The sequence below is a fragment of the Sphingomonas sp. R86520 genome (genome assembly GCF_042466285.1).
In the GTDB taxonomy this organism is placed as follows: Bacteria; Pseudomonadota; Alphaproteobacteria; order Sphingomonadales; family Sphingomonadaceae; genus Sphingomonas.
In genome coordinates, this window is sequence record NZ_JAXHBZ010000001.1 from 1,767,681 (window position 1) to 1,793,150 (window position 25,470).

Below are 25,470 nucleotides of genomic sequence, written 5' to 3' on the forward strand. Positions count from 1 at the left end.
TGGATTATCTCGGCGCGTTGGCCTTCGGCGTTGCGCACGTCCCCTGCCGGTCCGGCAAGAATGCGCGGACATCATCTGCGTATCTGGAGCGGAGCCAGATGTGACCCGAGCAGCCTGGAAAACGTTGCGGCAGGACACAACAGGCCCGCACAACCCGGGATCTTCAGCGCCACGAGCGAAGCCGACTGCCCGAGCCCCCGAAGCGTCGCAGGCGACTGCGTACGGTACGACACCCGGACGAACCGCGCCCCGGTGCGCGCGTCCCGCAGGCGTTCGATCAGCAGCGCCCCGCCCGGCGGAACGTCGTTGATGGCATAGCCCGGCGCCCTGAGGTCGACCCGAAGCGCGGCGGCGAGTGCCGTGACGTTGGTGTCATGCCCCATGAATACCGTCAGCCGCGGTCCCGTCGCCGACAAGGACGCCAACACCGCGCGGCCAAGCACGGCGGCCTGGTGCGCCGCCATATAGGGCGGGTGGGTGAACACGGCGAACAACGCGGCATGAAGCGCGCCGAGCTGCTCGAGCGTCACAGGATCCGCACGCCCCCAACCGACGCTTTCGCGCGGCAGGCCCTCGACCTCCTCCAGCAGCAGTACCTGGGCAATACCGGAGGCGGCACGGATCGGCCCCGCCAGGACGAGATCATGGCCGTCGGCGCTCGGACCAACCGCAGCTGTGCCGGCAGGCACGCATCCCCGCTCCACCGCCGTACAGCCCAACACCTCGTCGAGACGGGCGAGCGCCGCGCCGTGACGTCGGACGAGCGCCGCCATGCCGCCCGTCTCACGGTTGATGGAAGCGATCGCGGCGGCCGCGTCGAAGTCCGTGGCCCGCGCGCGCAGCGGCTCGAAGATCGGGTCGGCGACACCCAGCGGTTCATGCGCGATGCCGAAATTGCAGCTGGGCGCAAAACCCGCCGCATAGGCCTTCCCGCTGGCGATCGTCCGCTCCGAACTGTTGGTCTTGATCCGGATCGCCGGGCACCCACTCGCCCTGAGCAATCCGTGCGCAACGAGCAGCTGCCGGTCGTAAGCCGCCACCTGCTCAAGCGCTCGCACGCCGTGGGGCGTGATCCGGCTTTCCGCCACCGGCCAGGTCGGCCACGGTGCGCCGGTTCGCGTGTCCGCCAGCACCTCACCGTCGAGCGGCGCACGGATGCCGTGCCGCATGACCAGCACCGCGCGCTCGATCACCAGGACGCGCTTCGGCGCGGCAACGGCAAACGGCCCGACCAGCAGCCCGGCGGCGGCGCACAGGGTACTGAGCAGCTTGATCCTCATGGCTTCAAGTTACACCCGCCGGGAACGCGCACCGGACTGCAGCGCGCCATCGCCTTCCCCGCCAGCGTCACCGCGAAGCGCGCATGCAGCGGATCGGGCGCCCCGGGGTAATAGTCGGTGCTGACCGCCTGTGCGCCGCTCGCCATCGCCGCACTCGCCTTGGAATAGTCGCGATTGCGGGCTTCCACCGTGTTGGCGTCGGTGCGCGTGCGGACGATCACGCCCTCGCCGACCCAGCGGCGGATGCGTTCGCCATCGACCAGCGGATCCTGGACGATCTGGATCGCGGACTCGGGCTGGTCGTCCGGGTACCAGCCGAACATCGCCCGACCGGCGAGCGAAGGATGGCCGTCGCGGTAGACGTCCGACACGGACTTGCGCACGTCGAGCAATATGTAGATCCGCCCCCGCGCCGCCGCCAATGTTGGCCAGCCGTGTGCATGTACCGCCTCGCGCAAGCTGGGTGCCGTACCGCGCACCTCGTCCGGCGTAATCAGCCGCTTACCCGGCAGCACCGATCGGATCTCCCCGTCGAGTGAATCGAGCAGCGTCTTGTCGTCGAGCGGTATGGGGCTGCTGATCCCCGGCCGCGCCGACGCGGTGTCGGCTGCGTTGATCGTGACCATGATCGGCAGATGCCGCGGGTGCGCCCGCGACCAGCGGTCGACCTCACCGAGGCAGCGCAGCAGCGTCACACAGGTGCTGATGTAGTCGATATCGGGGATGTGGAAGACCTTGAACCCGGGCTTGAGCATCGCCGCGTGATCGAAGCTCGTGGTTTCGCCGGCGGCCTTTGCCCATGCCTCGCCCTTCGGCGACGCGTAGCGCGCGCCCTCGGGGTCGGCGAAGACGTCGATCTCGATCTGGCGCACGCCGCGATCGAGCTGTTGCGACAGCGGGAGGTGGTAATAGTCCAGCCCTTCCGCCAACCGCGGCTCGGCCGCGCGCAGCTTTGCCATCACCGCGGTCGGGATCCGTGCCTTGAAGCTGTTGTGCGAACCGACGACCTGGATGTCGTTCATCGCTCGCTGTGCCGCAGCACCGGTCGAAACCAGCGCGGCGGCGACGAGGAGCATTGCCCTGAGCATCAGAACTGCGCCCGCACGCCGAACAGGATGGTCCGGCCGTAATTGTTGATCTCGCCGAACTGAAGCTCCTTGTCATTGTAGCTATAGGTGTTGGCATTGGCGATGTTGATCGCCTCGACGCTGAAGGTCAGCGCGTTCGTCGCACGCACCGAGATATTACCGTCCAGCGATCCGAACGCCGCGACATAGGTCGGCACCTGCGTGGTGCTGCCGATGCCCGACAGATACTTGTCGCGCCAGGTATAGGAGATCCGCGCCGCCAGCGGTCCCTTGTCGTAGAAGCCGACCACGTTGAAGCTGTTCTTCGACAGACCGATCAGCTGATCCTTGATCGGTCGCGCGCCCGCGGTGTAGCTCGCCTGCACCGACGTGTGCGTATAGGAGGCCTGCACGCCGAGCCCGTCGAACGGAGCCGGCAGGAACGTGAACACCTGGTTATAGGCTGCTTCGGCACCGTAGACCTTGGCGCTGCCGCCGTTGACCTGCGTGCTGAGCAGCACGGTGCCGCGGCCGGGGATCTCGACGTTGATGTTCTGCGCGGTGATGTAGTCGTCCATCGCCTTGTAGAACAACGCGCCGGTGAGCGAGCCGGAGCGGTTGAAATACCATTCGAGCGAGCCGTCGAACTGCGTGGCGAGGAACGGCTGCAATGCCGGGTTGCCGCCGCTTGCGGTCGGCTGGTCGGTCGAGACGCTGATCTGCGGCGCGCTCTGCGTCACGTTCGGCCGCGTGAGCACCCGGCTGGCGGCAAGGCGCCCGACCAGATCGCGGGACAGCTCGGCGCGCAAATTGAAGCTCGGCAACCAGTTGCTGAACGTCTGCGGGAAACGTGCCGGGGTGACCACATTGCCCGCGGTCAGATTCCCGCTCGCCACCTGATCGGTATGGACATAGCGCACGCCGGCATTGCCGGTGACCGCCACGCTGCCGACCGGGAACGCATAGTCCGCACGGACATAGCCGCCCGCGGTCTTCTCCGTGACGACATAGGATGCGCGCAGGTCGCCCGCCGACAGCGGGCTGTTGGCGATCGCGTCGGTGAACAGCTTGTCGTAGAACACGCTCGTGATCGGCACGAGCCAGGTGCGCGGGACGTTGCCGCTAACGCCCGACAGGAAATCGTCGAACGGCAGCTGTTCGTAGCCGTTGGGCGCGAAGCTGGTGAGCGACGTGTTGGCGGCCGGGTTCACCGTGAAGTCACGACGGCGATAGTCGCGCTTGCGCCAGTGATACTCGCCGCCAGCGGCCAGCTTGGTGATGAAACCGTCCATGTCGTGATCGACATCGAGCCGTCCGTACGTGTCCCAATCCTTGCTGTTCTTGGGCGCGATATTGAAGGGGTAGAGCGTATAATTGGCAGGATCGAGGACGTTGACCGGCGTCGAAAGGGTCGGGATCACCTGATAGCCGCCCGATGAATCATAGGTCAGCGGCGCGAAGAACTGGATGCGGCTGCGTACCGTCCCCTCCGCGTTGCTCGGATGATAGCTGTGCGCGAACGACCAGTTGGCGTTGGCGACGACGTGCCAGCCGTCCGGTGTCCAGGCCTGCTTCAGCCCCACCGTGATCAGGTCGTGGCGGTTGAGGCTGTATTCGCGCGTGCCCATGAAACGCACGTCGTTGATCGTCGCGGCGACCACCGTGTTGCCATCGAGCTTGACCGATCCGGGGACCAGCACCGGCTTGTGACCGGCGACGCTGGCATCGTCCGGATAGATATCGAGGCCGTATTCGTCATAGGCGATGTCGAGCCGGGTCGCGAGTATGTCGAGCGTAGTCTCCAGCTCGGCGCTGGGCTTCCACTGCGCCGAAATCATGCCCGACAGGCGCTTGCGATCCTCGGTTTCGACGGTCGGTCGCGTGCGTCCGGGCGTGTAGAAGCCGGTCCCCAGCGTCGAGGCGAACTTATCGAGATACCAGCCGGTATTGTAGAGCCGGTCGTTGCGCACCTCCTTGCCCCAATATTGCGCGCCGGCCAGGATGCCGAACGTGCCGTCGTCGGTCTTGGCGCTGGTCAGCACGGTGGCGTTGGGCTTCACCTTGTCGGTCAGGGTCGTGTAGGTGCCGCGCAGGTTCAGCGTCGTCTTGTTGCCGACGTCGAGCGGGCGGAACGTCTTCACGTCGATATTGCCGCCCAGCGCGCCCTCGGTCATGTCCGAGGTCGGCGTCTTGACCACGTCGATCTGCGACACGAACTCGGCCGGCAGCATCTCGAAACGGAACTGGCGACCGTTCGCGCCGCCATTCTCGATCAGGTCGTTGATCGCCACCGGGCGGCCGTTGAGCAGCGTGCTCTGGAACTGCGGGCCAAGCCCGCGGACGCTGACGTACAGGCCCTCGCCGCGCGGGCGGGTGATGGTGACGCCGGGAACGAGCTGCAGCGCTTCGGCGACGTTCTGCGCGGGAAACTTGCCGATGTCGGTCGCGTTGATCGCGTCCACGCCGTAGCCGGCCTGCCGCTTGGTCTCGGTCGCCGCGGCGAGGCTGCGCGCATAGGAGCCGGTGACGACGATATCCTGGGCGGTATCGGTGCTGGAATCGACCGCGATATCGGTAGCAGTCGTCCCGCTGTTCGCGCTGGACGCGCCAGCGTTGGTCTGCGCGCTGGCCGATTGACCGGCGCCCAGAGCCGCGAGCGTAAGCGGCAGCGTCGCCAAAAGCAGGCGCGAATAATGCAACATGTCGTGTGTTCTCCCCCCGGACCAACCGGTCCGAACGAGGGAGGCTTTAGAAAGCGCATGTTGCGGTTTGACGGCCTGATCGTTTCAGAGGCGTTACGATCTAGCGTCAGAATTGTTGCACCGCACAACAGAATAACACAGGGACATCAAGCCGCATGTCTGCGCTGACGCAATGTGACGACCTTCGCCGCGGAGCTGCCGACGTCAGTTCCGATACGCGCTGGTCAGTGCCTCGACCTCCGCAGGATCGCCCATGATCAATCCCACGCGTTGATGCAGGGCGGTTGGCGAGATCGTCATGATCCGCTCTTCGCCGTCGCTCGCCGCGCCGCCGGCCTGCTCCATCAACATCGCCATCGGGTTGCCCTCGTACATCAGCCGCAACTTGCCGACCTTCCCGGGCTTGGTGACGTCGCGCGGGTACAGGAACACGCCGCCACGCTTCAGGATACGGTGAACGTCCGCAACCATCGAGCCGGTCCAGCGCATGTTGTAATCGGCGCCCAGAACGCCCTGCGTTCCGGCGACGCGGTCGTCGATGAAGCGGTGCACTGCCGGCGACCATTGCCGTGCATTGGACATGTTGATCGCAAACTCACGCTTGCCGGCGGGGATCTTCATGTCGGTATCGGTCATCACCCACGACCCGATCTCGCGGTCCAGCGTGAATTCATGCACCCCGGCGCCCAGCGTAAGGACGAGGATCGTCTGCGGTCCGTAGACGGCATAGCCGGCCGCAACCTGAAATTCGCCCTTCTGCAGGAAGTCGTCCTCGACGACATCCTTGCCTTCCACGCGTGCGGGTGCGCGAAGCACGGAAAAGATCGTGCCGACCGACAGATCGACATCGATGTTGCTCGAGCCGTCGATCGGATCGAACAGCAACAGATATTCGCCTTGCGGGTACCGATTGGGCACGAGATGGATCGTTTCCATCTCCTCCGACGCCATCGCTGCCAGATGCCCGCCCCACTCGTTGGCCTCAAGCAGCATTTCGTTGGCGATCACGTCGAGCTTTTTCTGCACTTCGCCCTGGACGTTCTCACTGTCCAGACTGCCGAGTACGCCGCCGAGCGCGCCTTTGCTGATGGAATGGCTGATCGCCTTGCAGGACCGGGCCACGACCTCGATCAGAAGGCGAAGTTGCGGCTGCAGAGTCCCAGCCTCGCGTTGTTGTTCGATCAAAAACTGGGTCAGGGTCTTGCGCTTCATCGAGCTCCGGCCTGCAATTTAAGGAAAAGATGCCACTGGCTAGCCTGTGTGACGACGTTGCGCCATCCGCTTTAACGCTATTCGGCTGTGCCAAAAGTCGTTGTCGGACGTTGACCAGCCGGCGCGGTTTGGACCGGTATTCGTTTCCGACCGAGCAGGAGGTGTGATGGTGATTTCGTCTTCGCCGAACCGACGTTCAGGGTTCGGGATCCGGGCGCAAACGCACGGTGGCGTCACGCGTGTCGGTGAACCGCAAACGCGGATCGATGGCCCCCTGAAGGTGCGCGGGATGGCGGATTTCCCAGGTGACGTGGCCGTTCCGAACCTTGCCCACGCCGCGCTGGTCGTCAGTCCGATCGCGCGCGGACACATCACCGACATTTACAAGGACGCTGCCGCCTCCGCCCCGGGGGTGATGCTGATCCTGACCTACAAGGAGGTCGGCGACGCGATCCGACCGATCGACCACCTGATGGAGGGCGGCTGGACGAACAGTAGTTGGCGGCCGCTCGCGTCGTCCGAAATCCGCTATGCCGGCCAGATCGTCGCGATGGTCGCCGCCGATACGCTCGAAAATGCCCAGGCCGGCGCGGCCGCGATGCGGCTTTCGTATCACGCCGAGCAACCGGTCGTCGCTTTGACCGATCCGGGCTGCGTCACGCAACCGCTTACCGCGATCGATCCCGAACACCACGCGCGTGAGAAGGGCGATCTGCTGGCAGCGCTCGCGGCGGCTGCGGTCACGGTCGACGAACGTTACACGACCCCGGTACAGCATCACAATCCGATCGAACTGCCCGGCACCACCTGCCAGTGGAACGGCGACATGCTGACGGTCCACGAACCGACCCGCTATATCGGCGCCGCACAGCACGGGCTCGCCGCGCAGTTGGGCATTGCGCCGGAACAGGTGCGCGTGATTTCGCATTTCATCGGCGGGCACTTCGGCGCGAAGCTGGCCCTGTCGCAGCATACCGCAATCTGCGCGCTGGCGGCCCGTCGGCTAGGGCGTCCGGTCAGGCTGGATGTGTCGCGCCGTGATCAGTTCACCGTCGCCAATCATCGGACGGAAACCAGTCACCGCCTTCGCCTGGGCGCAGATAAACGAGGTCGGTTGCTGGGTATCGGCCACGACGCCGCGACCGTGAGCTCACGCTTCGACAATTTCGCGATGGAAGGCACCGACGTGTCGACCGCATTGTACCACGCGGATGCGGTCGCGTGCGAAGAGCGCCTGGGTCGGGTCGATCGCAACACCCCCGGCCCGATGCGCGCGCCACCCGAAGTGCCGTTCCTGTTCGCGCTCGAAAGCGCCATGGACGAGCTTGCCCATGCGCTCGATCTCGACCCCGTCGAACTGCGCCGCCGTAACGATACCGACGCCGATCCCGTCACCGGAAAGCGGTTCACCACGCGGCCGCTGATGCGCTGTTTCGATGCAGCCGCGGAAGCGTTCGACTGGGGACGCCGTATGCCCGAACCGCGCAGCACGTTGCGCGACGGGTGGTGGATCGGTCACGGCTGCGCAGCGGCCGCCAGACCCGTCAAGCTCGGACCCGTTTCGGTGCGGGTCGTACAGGATGCGTCCGGCGCCGTGCGGGTGGAGACGGCGCATCACGAGATCGGTAACGGCCTGTACACGGTGCTCGCGACGATCGCCTCGGAGCGGCTCGACGTACCGCTCGATCGCGTGACCGTGCTCCTTGGCGACAGCGCGCTGCCGCACGCCGGAATATCCGGTGGCTCGTCCACCACGACTAGCCTGGCGAATGCGCTGCGTGAAGCCTGCACCGCGTTGCTCCGCAAACCGGCAGGCGCGCGCGAGGTGACACTGGATTATCTCCCGCCCGGCGCGGACGAGAAGGCCCTGGCTGCGCTGCGTGACGGTCACATCAAACTGCTGGCCGGCTCGGAAAACCAACTGGCGTGGGCGTTCGGCGCGCATATGGTGGAAGTGAAAGTACACGCCGCGACCGGGGAAGTCCGTGTGGTCCGCCATGTCGGGGCGTTCGCCGCGGGCCGCGTGCTCAATCCGCTGACGGCACGCAGCCAGCTTCTCGGCGGCATGATCTGGGGACAGAGTTCGGCGCTGTTCGAAAAAACCGAGATCGATCCGCGCACCGGCGTCTACATGAATCGCGATCTCGAGGAGTATCTCGTGCCGACCGCAGCAGATGTCGGCGACATCGAAGCGATCATGGTGCCTGACGACGACGCAGCGGTAAACGCCGAGCATGTCAAAGGTCTGGGCGAGATCGGCATCATCGGTGTCAACGCGGCCATCGCGAATGCCGTTTTCAACGCGACCGGCATCCGCGTGCGGAATCTCCCGATCCGCGTCGAAGACCTTCTTGGTGCCGTCTAGGCGAGCATCCGCGAGAAGCCTCGCAGCCCGATCTTCCCACGTCCGGGGCGTCAATATGACCGGCGAGGTCGCCATCCTGCTCGACCGGCACGTCATTGCCCTCTCTGTGGGGGTATCCAGCGGACGATGGATACCCCGTATCTAGAGACGCATCGGAGCCTTTCGCCTGCCCTTACTTGAACGCGGCGCGGATCGAGAAACTGAAGCGCCGGTCGCTGATGAACCAGTTGCGCGGACGCGTCAGCAGATCGTCGTTGATGACATACGACGTACGCGTCACCGACTTGGTCAGGTTCACGCCCTGGAAGCCCATCCGGATCGACGGAGTCACCGCAAAGAACACCGATGCGTCGAGCTGGCCGTAGGATTCCGCATAAACGGGTGCGAACGGCGTGATTACGTCGCGGATCGTCAACAGGTTGCGCGATCGCCAGTTATACGCCGCACGCAACTCCAGGCCGTTGCGTTGATAGAACGGACCGATGTTGAACTGGTATTTCGACAATCCCTGCAACGGCAGTTTGCCGGTATCGACCGACGAGATGATCCCGGCAGCGACGTTCGGATCGCTCGGATCCAGTTGCTGCTGCGATACGCCGGTCGAATGCACGAAGGTAAAGTTCGCCGACAATCCCAGACCGCCGAGGACCGACGGCAGGAACCCGTAGGTTTGTTGATAGCCCACCTCGAACCCGCGAACCTTGCCGGTATCGGCGGAGTTCAGCGGCGTCGTCACGATCGCATCGAACGTCGCACCGTTGTTGGTGAAGCTCAGGCGCTGCGTTCCCACCGACTGCACGCCGTACAGATTCTTGGCGAAAGCCGAGAATGTAAGCTGACCGACGCTGGAGAAATACCATTCCGCGGTGAGATCGTAATTGTCCGCACGAACCGGCTTCAGGTCGGGATTTCCGACGTCGAAGATGGCGACGGCGCCGTTGTTGAACAGGATGGTCTGGTCGCTGGTATTCAGGTTGATGTTATAGAACGACCGGGTCTGCCCGAAATCGGGCGGCGCGACGCTTTTGTTGAACGCTGCCCGGAACTGCAGGCCACCGCCGACCGCCAGTTTCGCGTTGAAGCTCGGCAGGAAGTAATCGTAGGTCAGCCTCGCATCGTTGGGGATGAGGGCGCCGTTCTGGAAGGCCACGGCGGCCTGCTGCGTCGCGAGCGGCAACGAACAGAATCGCGAGATCGCAGCGCCGTTCGCGGGTGGGACGCAATTGAACGACTGGTTCGGGAACGAGAAGAAGCCGGACGAGATGCGCCGTGTCTTGGTGTAGCGCACGCCGACATTGCCGCTGAGGTTCCACCCGTTCGACAGATCGTTGCCGAACCGGACCGAAACATAGGCGGCGTTATTGCGTTCGCTGACCGGGTTGACCTCGCCCGGACGGAACGGCGTGCCCGCGATCACGCCGGCCCGCTGCGCCAACGGCACCCAGCCATCGGCACCGGAATTGTTCGACGTGAAGTCACGCCATTCATGCGCGATCTGGCTGATCTGCTGAACCGCTGTGCCATAGTCCTGCAGCGCACTGCCCGGATAGAACACGCGACCGCCGTTCGACGGATCGTTCGCCTGCCCGCGGAAGAAGTTCTCGTACAAGAACGCCTGCTGCGGCCCGGTCTCGCCGGTCGTACGGGTCGCCGGATTGCCATCGATCGGCCGGTCGAACCAGACCGGACCGCCCGCGCCCACCGAGGCGCCGGCCGCATTGGTGCCGCCGCCCCAGATCTCGCTGAGCACGCCCCAGTTATAGGCGGTCGAGCGGGCCTCGTTCTGCCGATCGGAAAAGCGATAGCCGGCCCGGATCGAGGTCAGCCAGCTGTCCTCGGGGAACGAATAGTCGAGATCGATCCGCGCAGCGTCCTCGTCGCCCTTGCTGTCCTCGATATGGTCCATCGCCGAGCGGTAGAAGCTGTTATACGGATCGAGATAGCTCGGATGCACTGCGTTCTGGTAATTGTTCGGCTGGTTGGTGACCGGGACGAAGTTGACGTAAGCCGGATCATTGCCGTTCAGGCGGATGTCGGCGTTCTGATACGTCGTGCCCCAGACCGTCAGGTCGGTGACGTTCACCTTCGACCAGACATGCTGGTAATCCACCGTGACGCCCAGGCGCGTCGTCGGCTGCCATTTGAGGTTCAAGCTGGCATCGTTGGTGACGAAGCGAGACGTGTTGCCGCGCGCAATGTTGTTGCTCTGCAGGCCGTTGGTTGGCGTGCGCATATCGGTGCCCTGATCGGCACGGTAGCCGTTCGGGCCCGTGATCAGACCGCTCGTGAACGCGTTGTCCGCGTCATAGGTGAAGCTCGTGCCCGGGAAAGGCTGCGAGTCGCCGGCGCTCAAGACGTTGTCGGTCGCGACCTCGATCGAGTTCTCGGTCCAGGCCTCGCGGGAGTCCGACCGCAGGAACTGCGCGGTCGCGGTCATCTTCTCGTCGTTGCTCCGCCACTGGCCAGCGGCCGAATAGCCATAGCGCGTACGATTGAATTCCTGGCTGCGGATCGCCGCACCGCGCGGCACGTACACCGTCGTACCGACATTGGGCACGTTGTTGGCATCGAGTGGCTGAAGCAGCGCCCCCGAACCGGTCAGTACGCGCTCGCCCCAGTTCGAGATCTGGACGCTGTCGGCACGCGAACGGACCTGGGACCGCACGAAGCTGCCTAGAATGCCGAACTGGCCGATGCCGGTCTGCCAGCGGTCGCTCGCGAGTACGGACACAGTCGGGGCGGATTTCTTGACGAAGTCGCCGTAATTGTTCTCGAGCGTGCCGCCCAGCGTGAGGCCGCTGGAGTCGAAGGGAAGCCTGGTACGCAGGTTGACCGTACCAGCGATGCCGCCCTCGATCATATCGGCCGACGGGCTCTTGAAGACGTCGACGCCGCCGAGCAATTCCGATGGTACGTCGGCAAACGACAGGCCACGGCCGTTGTTGGCGCTGAATGAATCCCGGCCGTTGATTTCAGACCGCGTGTAGGTCAGCCCGCGGACGACGACGCCGGAGCCTTCGGTCGAGAAATGGTCGGGATCGACGCCGGCCGAGAAATGGCTGATCGACACGCCAGGAACGCGCTGCAGCGCCTCGGTCACCGACCGGTCAGGCAGCGCCCCGATATCTTCTGCAGAGATCGAGTCGACGACGACTTCGGAATTCTTCTTGATCGCCTGTGCGCTTTGCAGGCTCCGGCGGATGCCGGTCACGACGATATCCTGATTGGACGCTTCGTCCTGCGGGGTCGCGGTGGATTCTTCGGCACGGGTCGGCGTTACGCCACCCGAGGGAACCTGCGCGTTCGCCGAGGGCTGCGCCGGGCCCGCGACGGCCGAACCTGAAGCATCAGCGGCGGCGCGATCAGAAGGTGCGGTACGCTGCATCGCGCTGGGCGTCGGCGTAGACTGACGTGTTTCAGTGTCAGCCTGTTGTGCGAAGGCTGCTTGCGGCGCCGCCGAAAGGCACAATGCGATTAGCGATACGCTGCCCTTCAGCGCCACTGAACGGCCGGACAGGTCCACGAATTTCGGTCTCACCCGCATTTCAAAATCCTCACCCTGTGGTAGCGCTAACATTCAACGTAGCACTTTGCACGGGATCGTTGATAACCGTATGGTTCGCAGGAGACCAGAGGTAAAATACTGAATTGCAGCGAAATACGATATACGTGACCGAATTGTGACACTGCGGAGGGGCTGAAGTGATGCGACTGGGAGTGATTCCGAACGGTGCCAGTGTTGGCGGTACCTCGACTTGGATCGCCGCCGCGACGTCGACGCTGCAATCCGATGGACGGCTGATGGCGGCCACGTCGGCGGAGTCGGCACGGATCGGAATGGGGAATGTCCCCAAGGCGACGATACCGGCCCGCCGTTCCTTTAATCAAAGATCGGGTATCGAACGCAGGCGGTTCATCGAACGCACCGATACGACGTTCGAACGCGAGATCGCCTTCCGCGGTCGGAACCAGCCGCGTTCGCACGTTGCCGCCGAACTGATCGCCGCGTGACTGCGGTTCCAGCTGCCCGTCGCATCGTCATAGTCGGCGGCGGGACTGCGGGGTGGATGGCGGCCGCCGCGTTCGGCCGGCTGCTGGGACCAGCCGGCATCCGCGTGACGCTGATCGAATCCGACGACATACCGACGATCGGCGTCGGTGAGGCGACGATCCCGCCGATCCGCACGTTTCACGCCATGCTGGGAATCGAGGAGGACGCGTTCCTGCGTGCGACCGGTGGCAGCTACAAGCTCGGTATCCGGTTCGAGGGCTGGACACGACCGGGCGAAGCCTATGTCCATCCGTTCGGACAGATCGGTACCGACATCGCCGGCATACCCTTTGCCGCGCAGTGGCTGCGCGTCCGCCAGTCCGGCGCGGCCGGACAATTGGACCGGTATTCGTTGGAAGCCCGCGCCGCCGAGAGCGGCCGCTTCTCACGTCCGATCGCCAATGGCGACTCGCCCCTTTCGCGGATCGGTTACGCCTATCACTTCGACGCTGGGCGCTACGCGACGTTTCTGCGTGGCCAGGCCGAGGCGCACGGGGTCGTCCGCCGCGAAGGGCTGGTCGATTCCGTCGAACACGCCGCAGGACAGATCGACGCGGTGCGTCTCGCCGATGGTAGCCGCATTGCCGGCGACCTGTTCGTCGACTGCTCGGGTTTTCGCGCGTTGTTGATCGAGGGCGCTTTACAGTCCGGCTGGACCGACTGGGCGGAATGGCTCCCGTGCGACCGTGCCGTGGCCGTGGCGTCGGTCGCCGATGCCGCCCCGCTACCCCTGACCCGGGCCATTGCCGAACGCGCCGGATGGCGCTGGCGCATCCCGCTGCAACACCGCACCGGCAACGGGTATGTCTTTTCCAGCCGGCACCTTAGCGAGGACGAGGCAACCGCAACCTTGATCGCGGGCCTTGAAGGCGACGCCCTTGCCGAGCCTCGCACGATCCGTTTCGCGACCGGGCACCGGAATCGCTTCTGGAGCGGCAACTGCATCGCCCTGGGCCTCGCGGCCGGGTTCATGGAACCGCTCGAATCGACGAGCATCCATCTGGTGCAGAGCGGGCTGCAACATTTGCTGAAGATGCTGCCCCTCGGCAGCCACCCTGCCCCCGCGATCGTCGACCGCTACAACCGCGTCATGACCGCCGAGTTCGTCCGCATCCGCGATTTCCTGGTGGCGCATTATCATCTGAACGCGCGCACCGAACCCTTCTGGCGGGAACGGGCCGCCGCCGCGATACCCGAAGGCCTTGCGGAAAAGCTTGGCTTGTTCCGCGCGGGCGGGCGCATCTTCCGCGAGGCGGACGAGCTGTTCAACGAGACCAGCTGGCTTGCGCTGCTGACCGGTCAACATGCCCCGGTCGCTGGCCATGATCCGATCTGCGACGCCGTGCCGCTTGACGCCGCAACGAACCGGCTCGCGCAGATCGAACGCGTCGTCGCCGCGTCGCTGGCACATATGCCACCGCACACCGACGCGCTCGCGCGGCTGAATGCGAACAGGCCGGGGTAAGCCCTACCCTGTCCGCCAGCGGCTGCGGCGATCGCTATACCAATGGCCAGCGATCAACGCCGCTGAAGCGACTTCAGCAGATAGTTGCGGATCCGTTCGGTACGGTCGGGCGATGCCGGGCCCAGCACGCCCCGCGCCGCTTCGGGCAGATGATCGCCTGCGGCCGCCGCATCGTCACCGAACACGTAATGCTCGAACCACGCGCGCCATCCTGCTTTCTCGGCCGCCGAACGATCGCGTACCGCCATCATCGCGTGGACCATCGCATGGAAGGGAGACACGGTCGGATCGTAGGACCACCAGTAATTGCATAGGATGTTGAGCGTTCCGAACGCTTGGACGTGATGCCACCAGATCGCGGGTATGAACAGGGCATCACCCGGCTCCAGGTCGGCAACCAACGCGTGGTCGAGCGCGTGTGCATAGCGCGGATAGCGATCCAAGTCGGGCGCCAGCGGATCGACCATGCTTGACGGTGGCCCCGCGAGAGTCCGGTCGAGCGGCCCGATATACAAATTGCCGACCTGATCGGGCGGGAACAGCGTGAAGCGACGCCGCCCCGCGACGACACACGCCAGGTTGGTCGATCCATCATAATGCGTCGCGGTCTGTGATCCGTTGCCGATCCACAGGCGCGGCGTCGCATCGCCGAGCGGCAAATCGAGCGGATTAGCCGCCGCCCAGCCCGGCAGGTGCTCGGGCGCCGTCGCTGCATTGGCGTAGAGGATATGCCGCTCCCGCTCCGGCAACGTCGACAACCGGAGCAATTCATTCAGCAATATTTCGAGGAGCGCCTGCTCGCGGTGGAAATTGAACCCTTCGAGATTTTCACCGCGATAGAAGAAGCGGCCACCGAATTCCGGACTGCCGATCAGCACCTCCATCGGCTTGCCGCCATCACCAAGGCTTTTCAGATACGTTGCCGTTGCCCGATCGCCGTCTCGCCCCGCGCGTACGCTCGCCCAGTGCGCGACCTGCCCACGCAAGACGATCGGCCTGTCCCGCGTCGCGACGTCGGCGGCAAAGGTCGCGGTGTCGACGCCAGCACGTTCGTCGACGCGGGCATCTGTGGCGGCGCGAGGAAGCATATTCATGCCCGTGCGATATCGCAGGCGAATGCCGCACGCCATATCCAGCGTGATGCTTGAAGTTAACCTTCGTTACGGAGCATCCCCACCGTTGGCATGAAGGCCACGAGCGATTTGCAGGATCGCACGTCCGGTCTGCGATGCGGTCGACGCGCATCCGTGGACCGCAGGTCACCGGGCATCAGCCGGTGCCCAACATCGCAAGGCAAAAAAAATGGCCGGATGAACCGGCCAAAAGTTTTAGGAGAGGATGCCTGAAAGGCACCCTTAAATTGCCCGACCAAGGGTACAGACGCAATTGAGTTGTGCGGCTTAACGATTGCACGAAGTGCAACTGGACCGACGCATCCGGCTATTCGCCGCCCGTCGTTTCCTCCGCGGGACGCCCTACCGCGGCGCCCGCCTCGAGCGGTCCGTCGAAGACCCAACCCGATATCGACTCGTCGTTGATCAAGAGACATTGGAAGATACCCGTGGGATTTGGCAACGGGCGCCGATCTTCCCGTCGGTAGCCGTCATCGATGATCGCCATTGCCGAAGGATCAGTTGGCCTTGCCCGGTGGGACGATCGGTAAGCGCAGCGGCAGGACGGGCACGCCTTCGTCGACAAGCGCCTTTACCTCGGCAAGGCTTGCCTGGCCGTGGATCGTCGCCTGCTTTTCCTCGCCGAGATGCATCGCACGAGCCCGGTCGGCGAATGCGCCGCCGACCCATTCGGACGATTCCAGCGCCTTGGCCTGTTGCGTGGCGAGCCTCTTCATCGCCGCTTTTACGGCGTCAGGACTGGGCACGGGAGCCTTCCGGTTGCCCTTCATCGGGATCGCCGGCGCCATCAAGGCCTTCGCGATGTCGGTATCGTCGCAGATCGGACAGCGGACATGCCCGGCGGACAATTGCGATTCATAGGCGCTGCTCGATCCGAACCACGCCTCGAAAACGTGACCGCTGCCGCATTTCAGATCGAAGACGATCACGGCGCGAGGGTGGCGACGGGTATCGGTCGGCGATGCGCCAGCACGGGAATGCGCGTCCGCACTTGCTCGACCCGGTCGAGGTCGAGGTCGGCATAGCCAAGCCCGGCACGCTCGCCCATATCGAGGACCACGTCGCCCCAGGGATCGACGACGAGCGAATGGCCATAGGTCGTGCGGCCATCCGCATGAACGCCGGTCTGCGCGGCGGCGACGACGAACGCGGCAGATTCGATCGCCCGCGCGCGCAGCAGCACGTGCCAATGCGCCGCACCGGTCGGACGCGTGAAGGCCGCCGGTACCGACAGGAGTGTCGCACCGGCATCGCTGAGCGCGCGGTAAAGGCCGGCAAACCGGAGATCGTAGCAGATCGATGTACCGACTTTGCCTGCGGGGGTATCGACGACCATTGCCGCGTCGCCGGCGACATAGGCCGCCGATTCCCGCCAGCTTTCACCGGTTGGAAGGTCGACGTCGAACAGATGCATCTTGTCATAGCGGGTACGGACGGTACCGGTCGCGTCGATGACGAAACCACGGTTGGCGAACTTGCCGTCCGACCTTCGCACCGCGAGCGATCCGAGATGGACCCAGATCTTCGCATCCGCCGCCGCGCTGCAGACGGCCGCCAGCACCGGGTCGTCCTGCTCGGCGACGATCGAGGCCGCGCCGCGCGATCGATCCCGGTCGATCAGCCCCGACATTTCGGGCGTGAACAAAATCTGCGCACCGGCCGCCGCCGCGGTGCCGATCGCCTCGACCAGCGTCGCCGCATTGACCAGCGGATCGATCCCGCCCGTCATCTGGAGGACGCCGATCTTGATCGTCATCCGAGCAGCGGGTCGAGACCACCCCTTGCATCGAGCGCCGCGAGATCGTCGGACCCGCCGATATGCTTTCCGTCGATGAACACTTGGGGCATCGTCATCCGTCCGCCCGAACGCTCGACCATCTCAGCCTTTTTCGGGCCTCCCATGGTGACGTCGAACTGCTCCGGCTCGACGCCCTTGGAGGCAAGAAGCTTTAACGCCCGCGTGCAATACGGACAGAAAGCCTTTGTATAGATTTCCACTTTAGCCATTCGGCGGAAATGTGGTCTCGACAGGGACTTGTCAATCGTCGGCGGTCGCGGACAGCACGCGCGCCCAGCACAGGATCGTGACGGACCGCACGCCGGCCCTCAGCATGACCCGCGTGCACGCATCCGCGGTCGCACCGCTGGTGTAGACGTCGTCGATCAACGCCACGGTGCGCCCCTGCAGACGGCTCGGGATCGGGACGGCGAATGCGCCCGCAACCATTTGCGTTCGCTGCCGCCCGCCAAGGCCGCGCAACGGGGCGGTGCGGCGCGTGCGGACCAGAGCGTCGCAGTCGTGGCGGATGCCCGACAGCGTCGCGATCCCGTCCGCGATCAACGCCGCCTGATTGAAGCCGCGCGTCCAGATCCGCCAGCGGTGCAGCGGCACCGGTATCAGCAGGTCGACGTCCGCCGGGAGCAACCGTCGCATCTGACGCGCCATCGTCTCGGCAAAGGCGATGCGGCCGGCATATTTCAGTCGCAACGCCAGGTCGCGGGCAACCGGGCCGTAAGCGACAGCCGCGCCGACTCCTGAATGGCGGGGCGGGTCGGTCAGGCAGGCGGCGCACCGGGCGTCGTCGCCGCGGTCGAACGCGAACGGACGGTTGCAGCCGGCGCACCAGGGCGGCCCGAGGAACCGAAGTCCGGCCCAGCATAAAGCACAAAATCGGTGATCTTCGCCGACGGGTATCCCGCATCCTGCGCAGCGCGGCGGCAAGGCGATCGCGACGATGTGGCGAAGCGGCGCGAATATCCTCATCTGACCTCCCCCCGCCATGCCCCGCGTACCGCGTCGGACAACCAAGTGCTTGTCGTGGAAGCCCGACCACGCCACAAGCGCAACCGTGTCCGAAACCGCACCCGAAATCTTCGACCGTTCCGCCCGTCGCCTGCGCCGCGATCGTGCCGCTCCCGGTTTTGCCGGGCATGATTTCATACGCGCGACGATGCTCGACGGCATCGCCGAACGGCTCGATGCGGTGACGCGCAATTTCACCGACGTGCTGGATCTCGGGTGTTTCGACGGCGCGTTCGTCGCACCGCCGGGCGCGCGGGTGGTCCGCTGCGACGCCGGCTTCGCCTTTGCCGCCGGATCGTCGGGCGTACAGGCGGACGAGGATCGCCTGCCGTTCGCCGATGCCTCGTTCGACCTGGTGGTAAGTGCCGGCGTTCTCGATCAGGTCAACGACCTGCCGGGCGCCCTGACGCTGATCCGCCGCACTTTGCGCCCCGACGGCCTGTTCCTGGGCGCCTTCGTCGGCGCGGGAAGCCTGCCCGCACTTCGCGGCGCGCTGAGAGCCGCCGAAAGCGATCGTCCGGCGGCGCGGCTCCATCCGCAGATCGACGTGCGCTCCGCCGGCGATCTTCTCATGCGCGCCGGATTCACGCTGCCGGTCGCCGATGTCGAGACGCTGGACGTCGGCTACCGCGATATCGGCCGGTTGTACGGCGACCTTCGCGGCATGGCGGCCAGCAACGTGCTGGCCCAGCGCCAGCCGCTGCGCGCCGATACGCTAGCGCGGACGATCGCGGCGTTCGCCGCTGCAGCCGACGACCGCGGCCGTACCCACGAAACGTTCCAAATGGTGTTTCTGACCGGCTGGTCGCCAGACCCGTCTCAGCCCAAACCGGCGAGGCGCGGCAGCGCTACCGCCTCGCTCGGCGACGCCCTGCGCCGGTAAGCGCACCTGTCAGCGTGCGCCGGTGAGCGCCCGTCAGCACGTGCCGGTGAGCGCGCACGTCAGCCGATCATTCCCTCGCCTTCGATGCCCCGCGCCAGGATCGCGCCCATCGCCTCGAACAGGGCATCCATCGCGACCGGCTTGAAGATCACGTCGTCGGCACCCGCTGCCAGACACCGCTCGCGCAGATCCGGCGCGATGTCGGCAGTGACGACGATGATCGGCACGCTCGCCTTGGCATCGCCGCGAGCACGGATGTGTTCGATCGCGGTGATGCCGTCCATCCCGGGCATGCGCAGATCGACGAGGACGATCATGAAGTCCTGTTGGCCGAGGATCTCGAGGCCGCGTTCGGCACTTTCCGCCTCGACCATGGCAACGCCTGCGACATCGAGCATGTCCTTGACGACTCGTCGGTTCATCCGGTCGTCCTCGATGAAGAGGACTTTCACGACCGTCTCCGCGATAGTTCGAGTAGCGGAGGAAAGATGATGGCCATGGCGCAGCGTCTACGCGTCATGCCGCATGCGATACAAGGTCCGGAGTGGTGCTGTTGGTCGCAACGGGTTTGCCGAACATCGCTTCGACGAGCCCCGCACCGCTGACCGGTTTGGCGACCACGCGTGTCACGCCGGTCGCAAGCAGGTCCTGACGTTCCGATTCCGCCTTGGCGGGCCACAGGAGGGTCGTCTCGGCACCGCTGCCTTTGGCTGCGCTGACGATTTGCGACAGCGCGATTTGGGGCTCGTTCCCGGCGCGTATCGTCGCGTCTTCGATCAAAGCGCGGGACACGCCGCCCGCCGCGAGGCACGTGACCGCTTCGTCGACGGACCCCGCAAACACGATCGGCCCGGCATGGGGCGCCAGAAGCGCCTTGAACATGCTGCGCGTGATCGGATTGCGATCGACGATCAGCGTCGCCATCCCCGTACCCGAAGCGACCGTATCCGGCGTTGACTGATCGGTCGCTTCCGGTACGCGTACCAGCGGCAGGACGAGCGTGAAGGTCGCACCCTGCCCGACGACGCTGCTCACCGATACATCGCCGCCCATCGCGCGCGCCAGATTGCGACAGATCGACAGGCCCAGACCGGTACCGCCGAACTGCCGGGTGGTTCCCGCATCGGCTTGGCGGAACGACTCGAAGATGTCCTCGAGCTTGTCCGCTGGGATGCCGATCCCCGAATCGGTGACCGCAACGCGTAGCCGATCGTCGTCGCCGACGTCGATCCGCAGCATCACATGGCCGGACTTGGTGAACTTCAACGCGTTGGACAACAAGTTGAAGACGATCTGACGAACCCGCGCCGCGTCGCCCAGGATCATTGCCGGACAGCCGCCGACGTCGACCGTGAAGGTAAGCCCCTTGGCCCGCGCCTGTTCTTCCCACATCCGGGCCGCGTCGGTTACGGTGGCGCACACGTCGAACGGCGCTGATTCGATCGTGAGGTTGCCCGTTTCCATCTTGGCGACGTCGAGGATGTCGTTGACCAGGGCACGCATCGTCATCCCGGCGCCGTGCACGACGCCGAGCCGGTCGCGCATGGCCGGTGAAAGCTTCGCATCGGCAAGCATGACCTGCGTCATCCCGAGGATACCGTTCAGCGGCGTCCGGATTTCATGACTGGTGGTGGCAAGGAACTCGGTCTTGGCGGCAAGCGCCTTGCCCAGCGCGCTGTTCGTAATGGCGAGGTCGTCGTTCGCGGCACGAACCTGATCACGGCTCCGCCGGATCGTGAACAGGCCGTAAGCGAGCAATATGATCACCACCGTCACCGCGGCCGCCGCGCTGAGCACGACGTAACGCTCGGTCTGCGCACGCGCCCGCTCGAAGGCGATGCTACGCTGCAGCTCGGTGGCCTTGAGCTGGCTGATCCTCAACTCCTGGTTCGCAAACCGGAACCGAGCGGCCATCAGCGCGGTCTTCGTACTCGTCGCGAGCTTGGTCGCGTTGTCGTCCAGGCGTTTCAGCGCCTGAAGATGGCTGAGCGCACCGTTGGAGTCCCCGGTTGCGATCGCGACGTCATAGGCCGTCTGATGGACGTCCCGGAAGGCGATACCGGTCGTCTTGACGTCGATCCCGACCAACGCCGGATCGAGCAGCGCCTTGGCGCGGGCTGGAAATCCGTGCTGCAGTGCCGATTGCGCCGCCGTCGCGATCAGTCGGGCTTTCAGTCCGGCGTCCTTCGGATCGGCAAACTTCCTGCCCATCGCAATCGCCTGGTCTGCCGAGCGCAGATCGCCGCTCGCCAGTTCGACCCGAGCGATATTGATATAGATCTGCTGGACCAGATTGCGACTGTCCAGGCGCCTGGCCAGGTCCAGCGCCATTTTCATCTGTTTTTCGGCGAGCGCATATTGGTGGCTCTCGGCGAACGCGAGGCCCCGATTGTTGTAGATCGACACCGACATGTTGATATCGGATTTGTAGACCTCGATCGCCTGTTCGTAATAGCGGGCCGCCGCCTCAGGATCCAACGCCTGTGTGTAAAGCAATGCGATGAAGACCAGCGCTTTGGCCTGACCGCGAGGGTCGGGCAACATGCGGTAGATTTCGAACGCCTGCTGATAGTCGAGAAGCGCATCGCCCACGCGGCCCTGGTTGCTGTCCAGCCAGCCCAGCGACAACAGGATGTCGGCCTGCAGCTTCGACTTCGGCTGGAGGCGGCCGACCGTCGCGGTCGCCTTCCTGATCGGAGCGTCAGCGCGATCCGAATCGTTCGCGCGGAGATAGGCCTCGCCTTGCAACCAACGGGCCGTCGCGACCGCGATGTCGCGCCGCGCGACTTTCGGAATGAGTGCGCCGAACCGCTCCGCGTCGACTGCTCGGACCAGGGCGTCGTTCGGATCGATCAGCATCGCGGCTTTTGCAGCGGCGACCGCCGTCTCGTACTTCTCCGTCGCCGCAGCCGCCGCCTCGGATACAGCAGGACCGGAGGTCGCCGGGGCCGACACGCGCGAGGCCGAAACAGCACTCGCGCCAAATAAAAGGGTTCCAGCAGCGACCGCCGCGATCCAGCGGTACGTCATCGATCTCAGCCGCGTTTCCAAACAGTGGCCAGCCGATTGAACGGCGCGCGCATGTCCGCCGCCATCGCCTGATACTTGCCGTCTTCCATGAAGTGGATCAGCGCGTCGAGATTGATCGGGCGACTGATCAGGAATCCCTGGATCATGTCGCATCCCATTACCGACAGCAAGGCCATGGCGGCCTGTGTCTCGACGCCTTCGGCAACGACTTCCATCTCGAGTGCATGCGCAAGGTCGATCGTCGACCGAACGATGAGCGGATCGCGGTTGGAGCTCGTCAGCTGCGTGACGAACAGCTTGTCGATCTTCAGTTCGCGCGCCGGCAATTGCTTCAGATAGGCCAGCGACGAGAGACCCGCGCCATAATCGTCGATCGCGATCACGATGCCGATCTCGGCGAATATCTTCAGGTTGAGGATCGCACTGTCGGGGTCACGAATGACGGACGTCTCGGTGATCTCGAACCCGAGTTGCGCTCCACTCTCTTCGACCAGCGCGCACGCCTGCCGGACAAAGCGTTTATCGGCGAGGAGTACGCCCGCGATATTGATGAAGATGCGCAGGTCATGGCCGTGCGCGGCGAGCGTCTTCTGATCCTTGATGGACCGACGGATCGTCCACAACGTCAGCGCGACGATATCCTGCGACTCTTCCGCCAGGGGAATGAAGTCGCCGGGCAGCACCAGCCCGCGCGTTGGATGGTTCCAGCGAACCAGTGCCTCGACGCTAGCGATTTCTTGGCGTCGAAGGTGAACCTTGGGCTGATATTGGAGGAACAGCTCTTCCCGGTCGATAGCCCTGGTCAAGTCGCGGGCAAGGTCGGAGCGATCGATCGAGGCCGTATTGCCGGTCACGTCCCGCGCGACGGTAACACGCTCGGTGCGGGCCTCGGCCAGCGCGCTTTCCGCCTCCTCGACGAGATGCACGTCGTCGCCGTGCCCTGCCGCTGCGGCCGCACCTAGGCGGATGTGAATGAGGTGCAATTCGCCATCGATGTCGAATTGCCCCTCGAACGCCGCTTCCAACGCACTGACCGCCACGTCCAATGCGAGTCTGGCGTCGCATTCGAACGCGATTTCGGCGCGGTCTCGTCCGAAGATATCGACTCGTGCGTCCGGCAGCGCGTCGCTGATCCGCGCGGCGACGTCGAGAATGAGCATGTCCGCCCTCGCCCTGCCCAGATGCCGCCGCAACACCGCGAAGTTCGCGATTTCAGCAAGAATGAGAAAGCGCCAGTCGACTTGCGCAGCGCGGACGACGGGAAGCCTCGCACCAATCGCGGGCAAATCGGCATCGCATGGCCGTGCGTCACCACGCGCGATGCTGTTCTCGAACTGCGAGTGGCGAACGTCCGTCATGCAGCCCGGGATATCCGAGACGGATAAAGATACCCTTAAGGATATACCACGCGCCATCCCATCAAAGATGGTTAACAAATTACAAACGATATTGTTTAACGCATCGTTAGTGAGTATGAAGTCGAGGCGCCCACTAGGGTGTCAATAAGGGAGCAAAAACATGCTGAAGCTCATCATTTCGCTTATCTATGACGGCATTCGCCCCTGGTGAATGCGGTTCGTCGGCCCGAAAATCGATGACCTGTTGAATAAGAACAGGTTTCGGCGTTCGGGCCGGCACTTTAATGCTAGATATGGCGGGTCGGTTCGCATCTTAACTTAGATCATCGTCGAACAGCCCAAAGTATTGTCGGCATCGAGGCTGATAGTCGTACAGCTTCTCGAACCCGAACCACCCGTCCAGTTAGCCGCGACCTACGCGCTTTCGGTGGACCAGACTATCTTTGGATAATAGCACGTCGTCGTTATCAGGCATTGTTCACGCAATTCGCGTCATTGCTATCGACAGACAGGATCTCGGACGCAGCCATCGCGTGTCGTAGAGATTTCATCCACGCCTTCCCAATTCCAGTGGTCGATCAATGGACCCGGACTCGCTCCTTTGCTGGCGCGGGGACCGGATTCGAGAAGCGCATCGCGTCATCGATGGAGCCGAACTTGAGAGCAATTACGTCGAGCGCGTAATTCTGGTTCAACTTCCACGGCTTGCGTTCGCCTTGCGCGGGCAATGTCGCTGCCGCCCGCTGAACATAGCCGGACGTGAAATCGAGGAACGATTCGCTCTTCATCGTCGGATCGTCGTTGAACGGCGTGGCCTGACGAAGTCCTCGTTTCGTCATCGTATTGAGCAACCGGCACATATAGATCGCGGTCAGGTCGGCTTTCAGCGTCCAGGACGCGTTTGTATAGCCGAACGTCGACGATAGATTGGGCACCCCGTCGAACATCATGCCCTTATACTGGAGCCGCCCCGCCAACGCGAGCGGCGCCCCGTCGAGGCTAAACGCGATGTCGCTCATCAGCTGCAATTCGAGCCCGGTCGCCGTGACGATCACGTCCGCGGGCAGGTCCCCGCCCGAATCGAGACGGATACCGTCGGGCGTGATCCGCGCGATCGTGTCGGTCACGATCGACGCACTTCCGGCATTGATCGCCGCGAACAGGTCGCCGTCGGGCACCAGGCACACCCGCTGGTCCCAGGGATTGTAGCGCGGGGTGAAATGCGTCGCGACGTCGTAGTCGGGGCCGAGATGATCGCGGACCATGCCGATCATCCGCTCCTTCATCTTCGCCGGCTTCTTCCGCGCGAGGCGGTAGAAGAACATGCCCATCAGCACGTTCTTCCACCGGGTGATACCGTAGGCGGCCTTAGACGGCAGCTTCCCGCGCAACCAGTTTGCAACCCGATCCTCGCCCGGTCGCGCGACGATGTAGGTCGGCGAGCGCTGAAGCATGGTCACGTGCGCGGCGGTCTGCGCCATCGTCGGCACCAGCGTCACGGCCGTCGCCCCGCTGCCGATCACGACGACGCGCTTGCCGGCATAGTCGAGGTCTTGCGGCCAGAACTGCGGATGGACGATCTGCCCGGCAAAGCTCTCCGCGCCTTCGAACTCGGGCGAATAGGCCTTGGCGTAGTTGTAATAGCCCGCGCACATCGACAGGAAATTGCACGTCAGCGTCACCGGCTCCCCGTCAGGTCCGGTAGCCTCGACCGTCCAGCGCGCATCCTCGGTCGACCACGCGGCCGACTTCACGTGATGGCCGTAGCGGATTTTACGGTCGATGCCGTATTCGCGCGCGGTCTCTTCGACATACGCACGGATCGACGGGCCGTCGGCGATCGACTTGGCGGCGGTCCAGGGATGGAACGCGAACCCCAGCGTGTGCATGTCCGAATCGGAGCGGATGCCGGGATAGCGGAACAGGTCCCACGTCCCGCCCATCGACTGCCGACCCTCCAGGATCGCGTAGCTCCGGTCGGGGCAGCGGGTCTGGAGGTGATAGCCCGTGCCGATCCCGGAAATTCCGGCGCCCACCACGATCACGTCGACATGCTCGGTCATGCTGCATCCTCTCGCCCCGGCGTTACGCCGTAGGTTTCATAACCGAACCTATCCCAGT

At 64.5% G+C, this 25,470-nt stretch carries 18 protein-coding genes; 4 read left to right on the plus strand and 14 right to left on the minus strand.

Annotated elements, in window-relative coordinates; translation table 11 throughout:
- Positions 1–71: 71 nt before the first annotated feature.
- From SJY41_RS07995 to SJY41_RS08010, 4 genes are all read right to left on the minus strand, one after another.
- Positions 72–1,280: a histidine-type phosphatase gene (locus SJY41_RS07995; RefSeq protein ID WP_380780619.1), complete on the minus strand. Its 1,209-nt coding sequence runs from the start codon at positions 1,278–1,280 to the stop codon at positions 72–74.
- A complete protein-coding gene (locus SJY41_RS08000) occupies positions 1,277–2,368 on the minus strand; it encodes a Ca2+-dependent phosphoinositide-specific phospholipase C (RefSeq protein WP_380780621.1) in 1,092 nt (363 codons plus the stop codon). The genes SJY41_RS07995 and SJY41_RS08000 overlap by 4 nt, the downstream gene beginning before the upstream one ends.
- Positions 2,368–5,049: a TonB-dependent receptor gene (locus SJY41_RS08005; protein ID WP_380780623.1), complete on the minus strand. Its 2,682-nt coding sequence runs from the start codon at positions 5,047–5,049 to the stop codon at positions 2,368–2,370. The genes SJY41_RS08000 and SJY41_RS08005 overlap by 1 nt, the downstream gene beginning before the upstream one ends.
- 204 nt (positions 5,050–5,253) lie before the next feature.
- Positions 5,254–6,261, minus strand: coding sequence for a class 1 fructose-bisphosphatase (locus tag SJY41_RS08010; RefSeq protein WP_380780625.1), 1,008 nt, complete (start codon positions 6,259–6,261; stop codon positions 5,254–5,256).
- Positions 6,262–6,427: 166 nt separating this feature from the next.
- On the opposite strand from SJY41_RS08010, the gene SJY41_RS08015 reads away from it, so the two are divergent.
- Positions 6,428–8,626 (plus strand): xanthine dehydrogenase family protein molybdopterin-binding subunit, encoded by a 2,199-nt coding sequence (locus SJY41_RS08015; RefSeq protein WP_380780627.1) that lies wholly within the window; start codon positions 6,428–6,430, stop codon positions 8,624–8,626.
- Positions 8,627–8,798: 172 nt separating this feature from the next.
- On the opposite strand, the gene SJY41_RS08020 is transcribed toward SJY41_RS08015, so the two are convergent.
- Positions 8,799–12,170: a TonB-dependent receptor gene (locus SJY41_RS08020; protein ID WP_380780629.1), complete on the minus strand. Its 3,372-nt coding sequence runs from the start codon at positions 12,168–12,170 to the stop codon at positions 8,799–8,801.
- A gap of 161 nt (positions 12,171–12,331) precedes the next feature.
- On the opposite strand from SJY41_RS08020, the gene SJY41_RS08025 reads away from it, so the two are divergent.
- Together SJY41_RS08025 and SJY41_RS08030 are read left to right on the plus strand one after the other, a co-directional pair.
- Positions 12,332–12,637 carry a tryptophan 7-halogenase gene (locus tag SJY41_RS08025; RefSeq protein WP_380780630.1) on the plus strand — a complete coding sequence of 102 codons (306 nt, stop codon included), beginning with the start codon at positions 12,332–12,334 and terminating at the stop codon, positions 12,635–12,637.
- Entirely contained in the window at positions 12,634–14,142 is a 1,509-nt protein-coding gene (locus SJY41_RS08030; protein WP_380780632.1) for a tryptophan halogenase family protein, read from the plus strand. The genes SJY41_RS08025 and SJY41_RS08030 overlap by 4 nt, the downstream gene beginning before the upstream one ends.
- A gap of 53 nt (positions 14,143–14,195) precedes the next feature.
- Here the strand turns inward: SJY41_RS08030 and SJY41_RS08035 are convergent, their stop codons facing one another.
- The 5 genes from SJY41_RS08035 to SJY41_RS08055 all read right to left on the minus strand — a co-directional run bounded on the left by SJY41_RS08035 (position 14,196) and on the right by SJY41_RS08055 (position 18,039).
- Entirely contained in the window at positions 14,196–15,236 is a 1,041-nt protein-coding gene (locus tag SJY41_RS08035; protein ID WP_380780634.1) for a cupin-like domain-containing protein, read from the minus strand.
- 536 nt (positions 15,237–15,772) lie between these two features.
- A complete protein-coding gene (locus SJY41_RS08040; protein ID WP_380780635.1) occupies positions 15,773–16,204 on the minus strand; it encodes a DUF1178 family protein in 432 nt (143 codons plus the stop codon).
- A complete protein-coding gene (locus tag SJY41_RS08045; RefSeq protein WP_380784086.1) occupies positions 16,201–17,025 on the minus strand; it encodes a carbon-nitrogen hydrolase family protein in 825 nt (274 codons plus the stop codon). The genes SJY41_RS08040 and SJY41_RS08045 overlap by 4 nt, the downstream gene beginning before the upstream one ends.
- 2 nt (positions 17,026–17,027) lie before the next feature.
- Entirely contained in the window at positions 17,028–17,282 is a 255-nt protein-coding gene (gene grxC, locus SJY41_RS08050) for a glutaredoxin 3 (RefSeq protein ID WP_380780637.1), read from the minus strand.
- A gap of 31 nt (positions 17,283–17,313) precedes the next feature.
- Positions 17,314–18,039 (minus strand): ComF family protein, encoded by a 726-nt coding sequence (locus SJY41_RS08055; protein WP_380780639.1) that lies wholly within the window; start codon positions 18,037–18,039, stop codon positions 17,314–17,316.
- 16 nt (positions 18,040–18,055) lie between these two features.
- On the opposite strand from SJY41_RS08055, the gene SJY41_RS08060 reads away from it, so the two are divergent.
- A complete protein-coding gene (locus SJY41_RS08060; RefSeq protein ID WP_380780641.1) occupies positions 18,056–18,961 on the plus strand; it encodes a class I SAM-dependent methyltransferase in 906 nt (301 codons plus the stop codon).
- Positions 18,962–19,020: 59 nt separating this feature from the next.
- On the opposite strand, the gene SJY41_RS08065 is transcribed toward SJY41_RS08060, so the two are convergent.
- From SJY41_RS08065 to SJY41_RS08080, 4 genes are all read right to left on the minus strand, one after another.
- Positions 19,021–19,413, minus strand: coding sequence for a response regulator (locus tag SJY41_RS08065; RefSeq protein WP_380780643.1), 393 nt, complete (start codon positions 19,411–19,413; stop codon positions 19,021–19,023).
- 64 nt (positions 19,414–19,477) lie between these two features.
- Positions 19,478–21,991: an ATP-binding protein gene (locus SJY41_RS08070; protein ID WP_380780644.1), complete on the minus strand. Its 2,514-nt coding sequence runs from the start codon at positions 21,989–21,991 to the stop codon at positions 19,478–19,480.
- Positions 21,992–21,996: 5 nt separating this feature from the next.
- Positions 21,997–23,349, minus strand: a complete 1,353-nt coding sequence (locus tag SJY41_RS08075; RefSeq protein ID WP_380780646.1) for an EAL domain-containing protein — start codon at positions 23,347–23,349, stop codon at positions 21,997–21,999.
- Between the two features lie 578 nt (positions 23,350–23,927).
- Entirely contained in the window at positions 23,928–25,412 is a 1,485-nt protein-coding gene (locus SJY41_RS08080) for a flavin-containing monooxygenase (protein ID WP_380780648.1), read from the minus strand.
- Between the last annotated feature and the right edge of the window lie 58 nt (positions 25,413–25,470).

Excerpts from the sequence above, each read along its gene's own strand:
- SJY41_RS07995 (WP_380780619.1), bottom strand. The coding sequence starts at position 1,280 with ATGAGGATCAAGCTGCTCAGTACCCTGTGCGCCGCCGCCGGGCTGCTG.
- SJY41_RS08000 (WP_380780621.1), bottom strand. The coding sequence starts at position 2,368 with ATGCTCAGGGCAATGCTCCTCGTCGCCGCCGCGCTGGTTTCGACCGGT.
- SJY41_RS08005 (WP_380780623.1), bottom strand. The coding sequence starts at position 5,049 with ATGTTGCATTATTCGCGCCTGCTTTTGGCGACGCTGCCGCTTACGCTC.
- SJY41_RS08010 (WP_380780625.1), bottom strand. The coding sequence starts at position 6,261 with ATGAAGCGCAAGACCCTGACCCAGTTTTTGATCGAACAACAACGCGAG.
- SJY41_RS08015 (WP_380780627.1), top strand. The coding sequence starts at position 6,428 with ATGGTGATTTCGTCTTCGCCGAACCGACGTTCAGGGTTCGGGATCCGG.
- SJY41_RS08020 (WP_380780629.1), bottom strand. The coding sequence starts at position 12,170 with ATGCGGGTGAGACCGAAATTCGTGGACCTGTCCGGCCGTTCAGTGGCG.
- SJY41_RS08025 (WP_380780630.1), top strand. The coding sequence starts at position 12,332 with ATGCGACTGGGAGTGATTCCGAACGGTGCCAGTGTTGGCGGTACCTCG.
- SJY41_RS08035 (WP_380780634.1), bottom strand. The coding sequence starts at position 15,236 with ATGAATATGCTTCCTCGCGCCGCCACAGATGCCCGCGTCGACGAACGT.
- grxC (WP_380780637.1), bottom strand. The coding sequence starts at position 17,282 with ATGGCTAAAGTGGAAATCTATACAAAGGCTTTCTGTCCGTATTGCACG.
- SJY41_RS08055 (WP_380780639.1), bottom strand. The coding sequence starts at position 18,039 with ATGAGGATATTCGCGCCGCTTCGCCACATCGTCGCGATCGCCTTGCCG.
- SJY41_RS08060 (WP_380780641.1), top strand. The coding sequence starts at position 18,056 with ATGCCCCGCGTACCGCGTCGGACAACCAAGTGCTTGTCGTGGAAGCCC.
- SJY41_RS08070 (WP_380780644.1), bottom strand. The coding sequence starts at position 21,991 with ATGACGTACCGCTGGATCGCGGCGGTCGCTGCTGGAACCCTTTTATTT.
- SJY41_RS08075 (WP_380780646.1), bottom strand. The coding sequence starts at position 23,349 with ATGACGGACGTTCGCCACTCGCAGTTCGAGAACAGCATCGCGCGTGGT.
- SJY41_RS08080 (WP_380780648.1), bottom strand. The coding sequence starts at position 25,412 with ATGACCGAGCATGTCGACGTGATCGTGGTGGGCGCCGGAATTTCCGGG.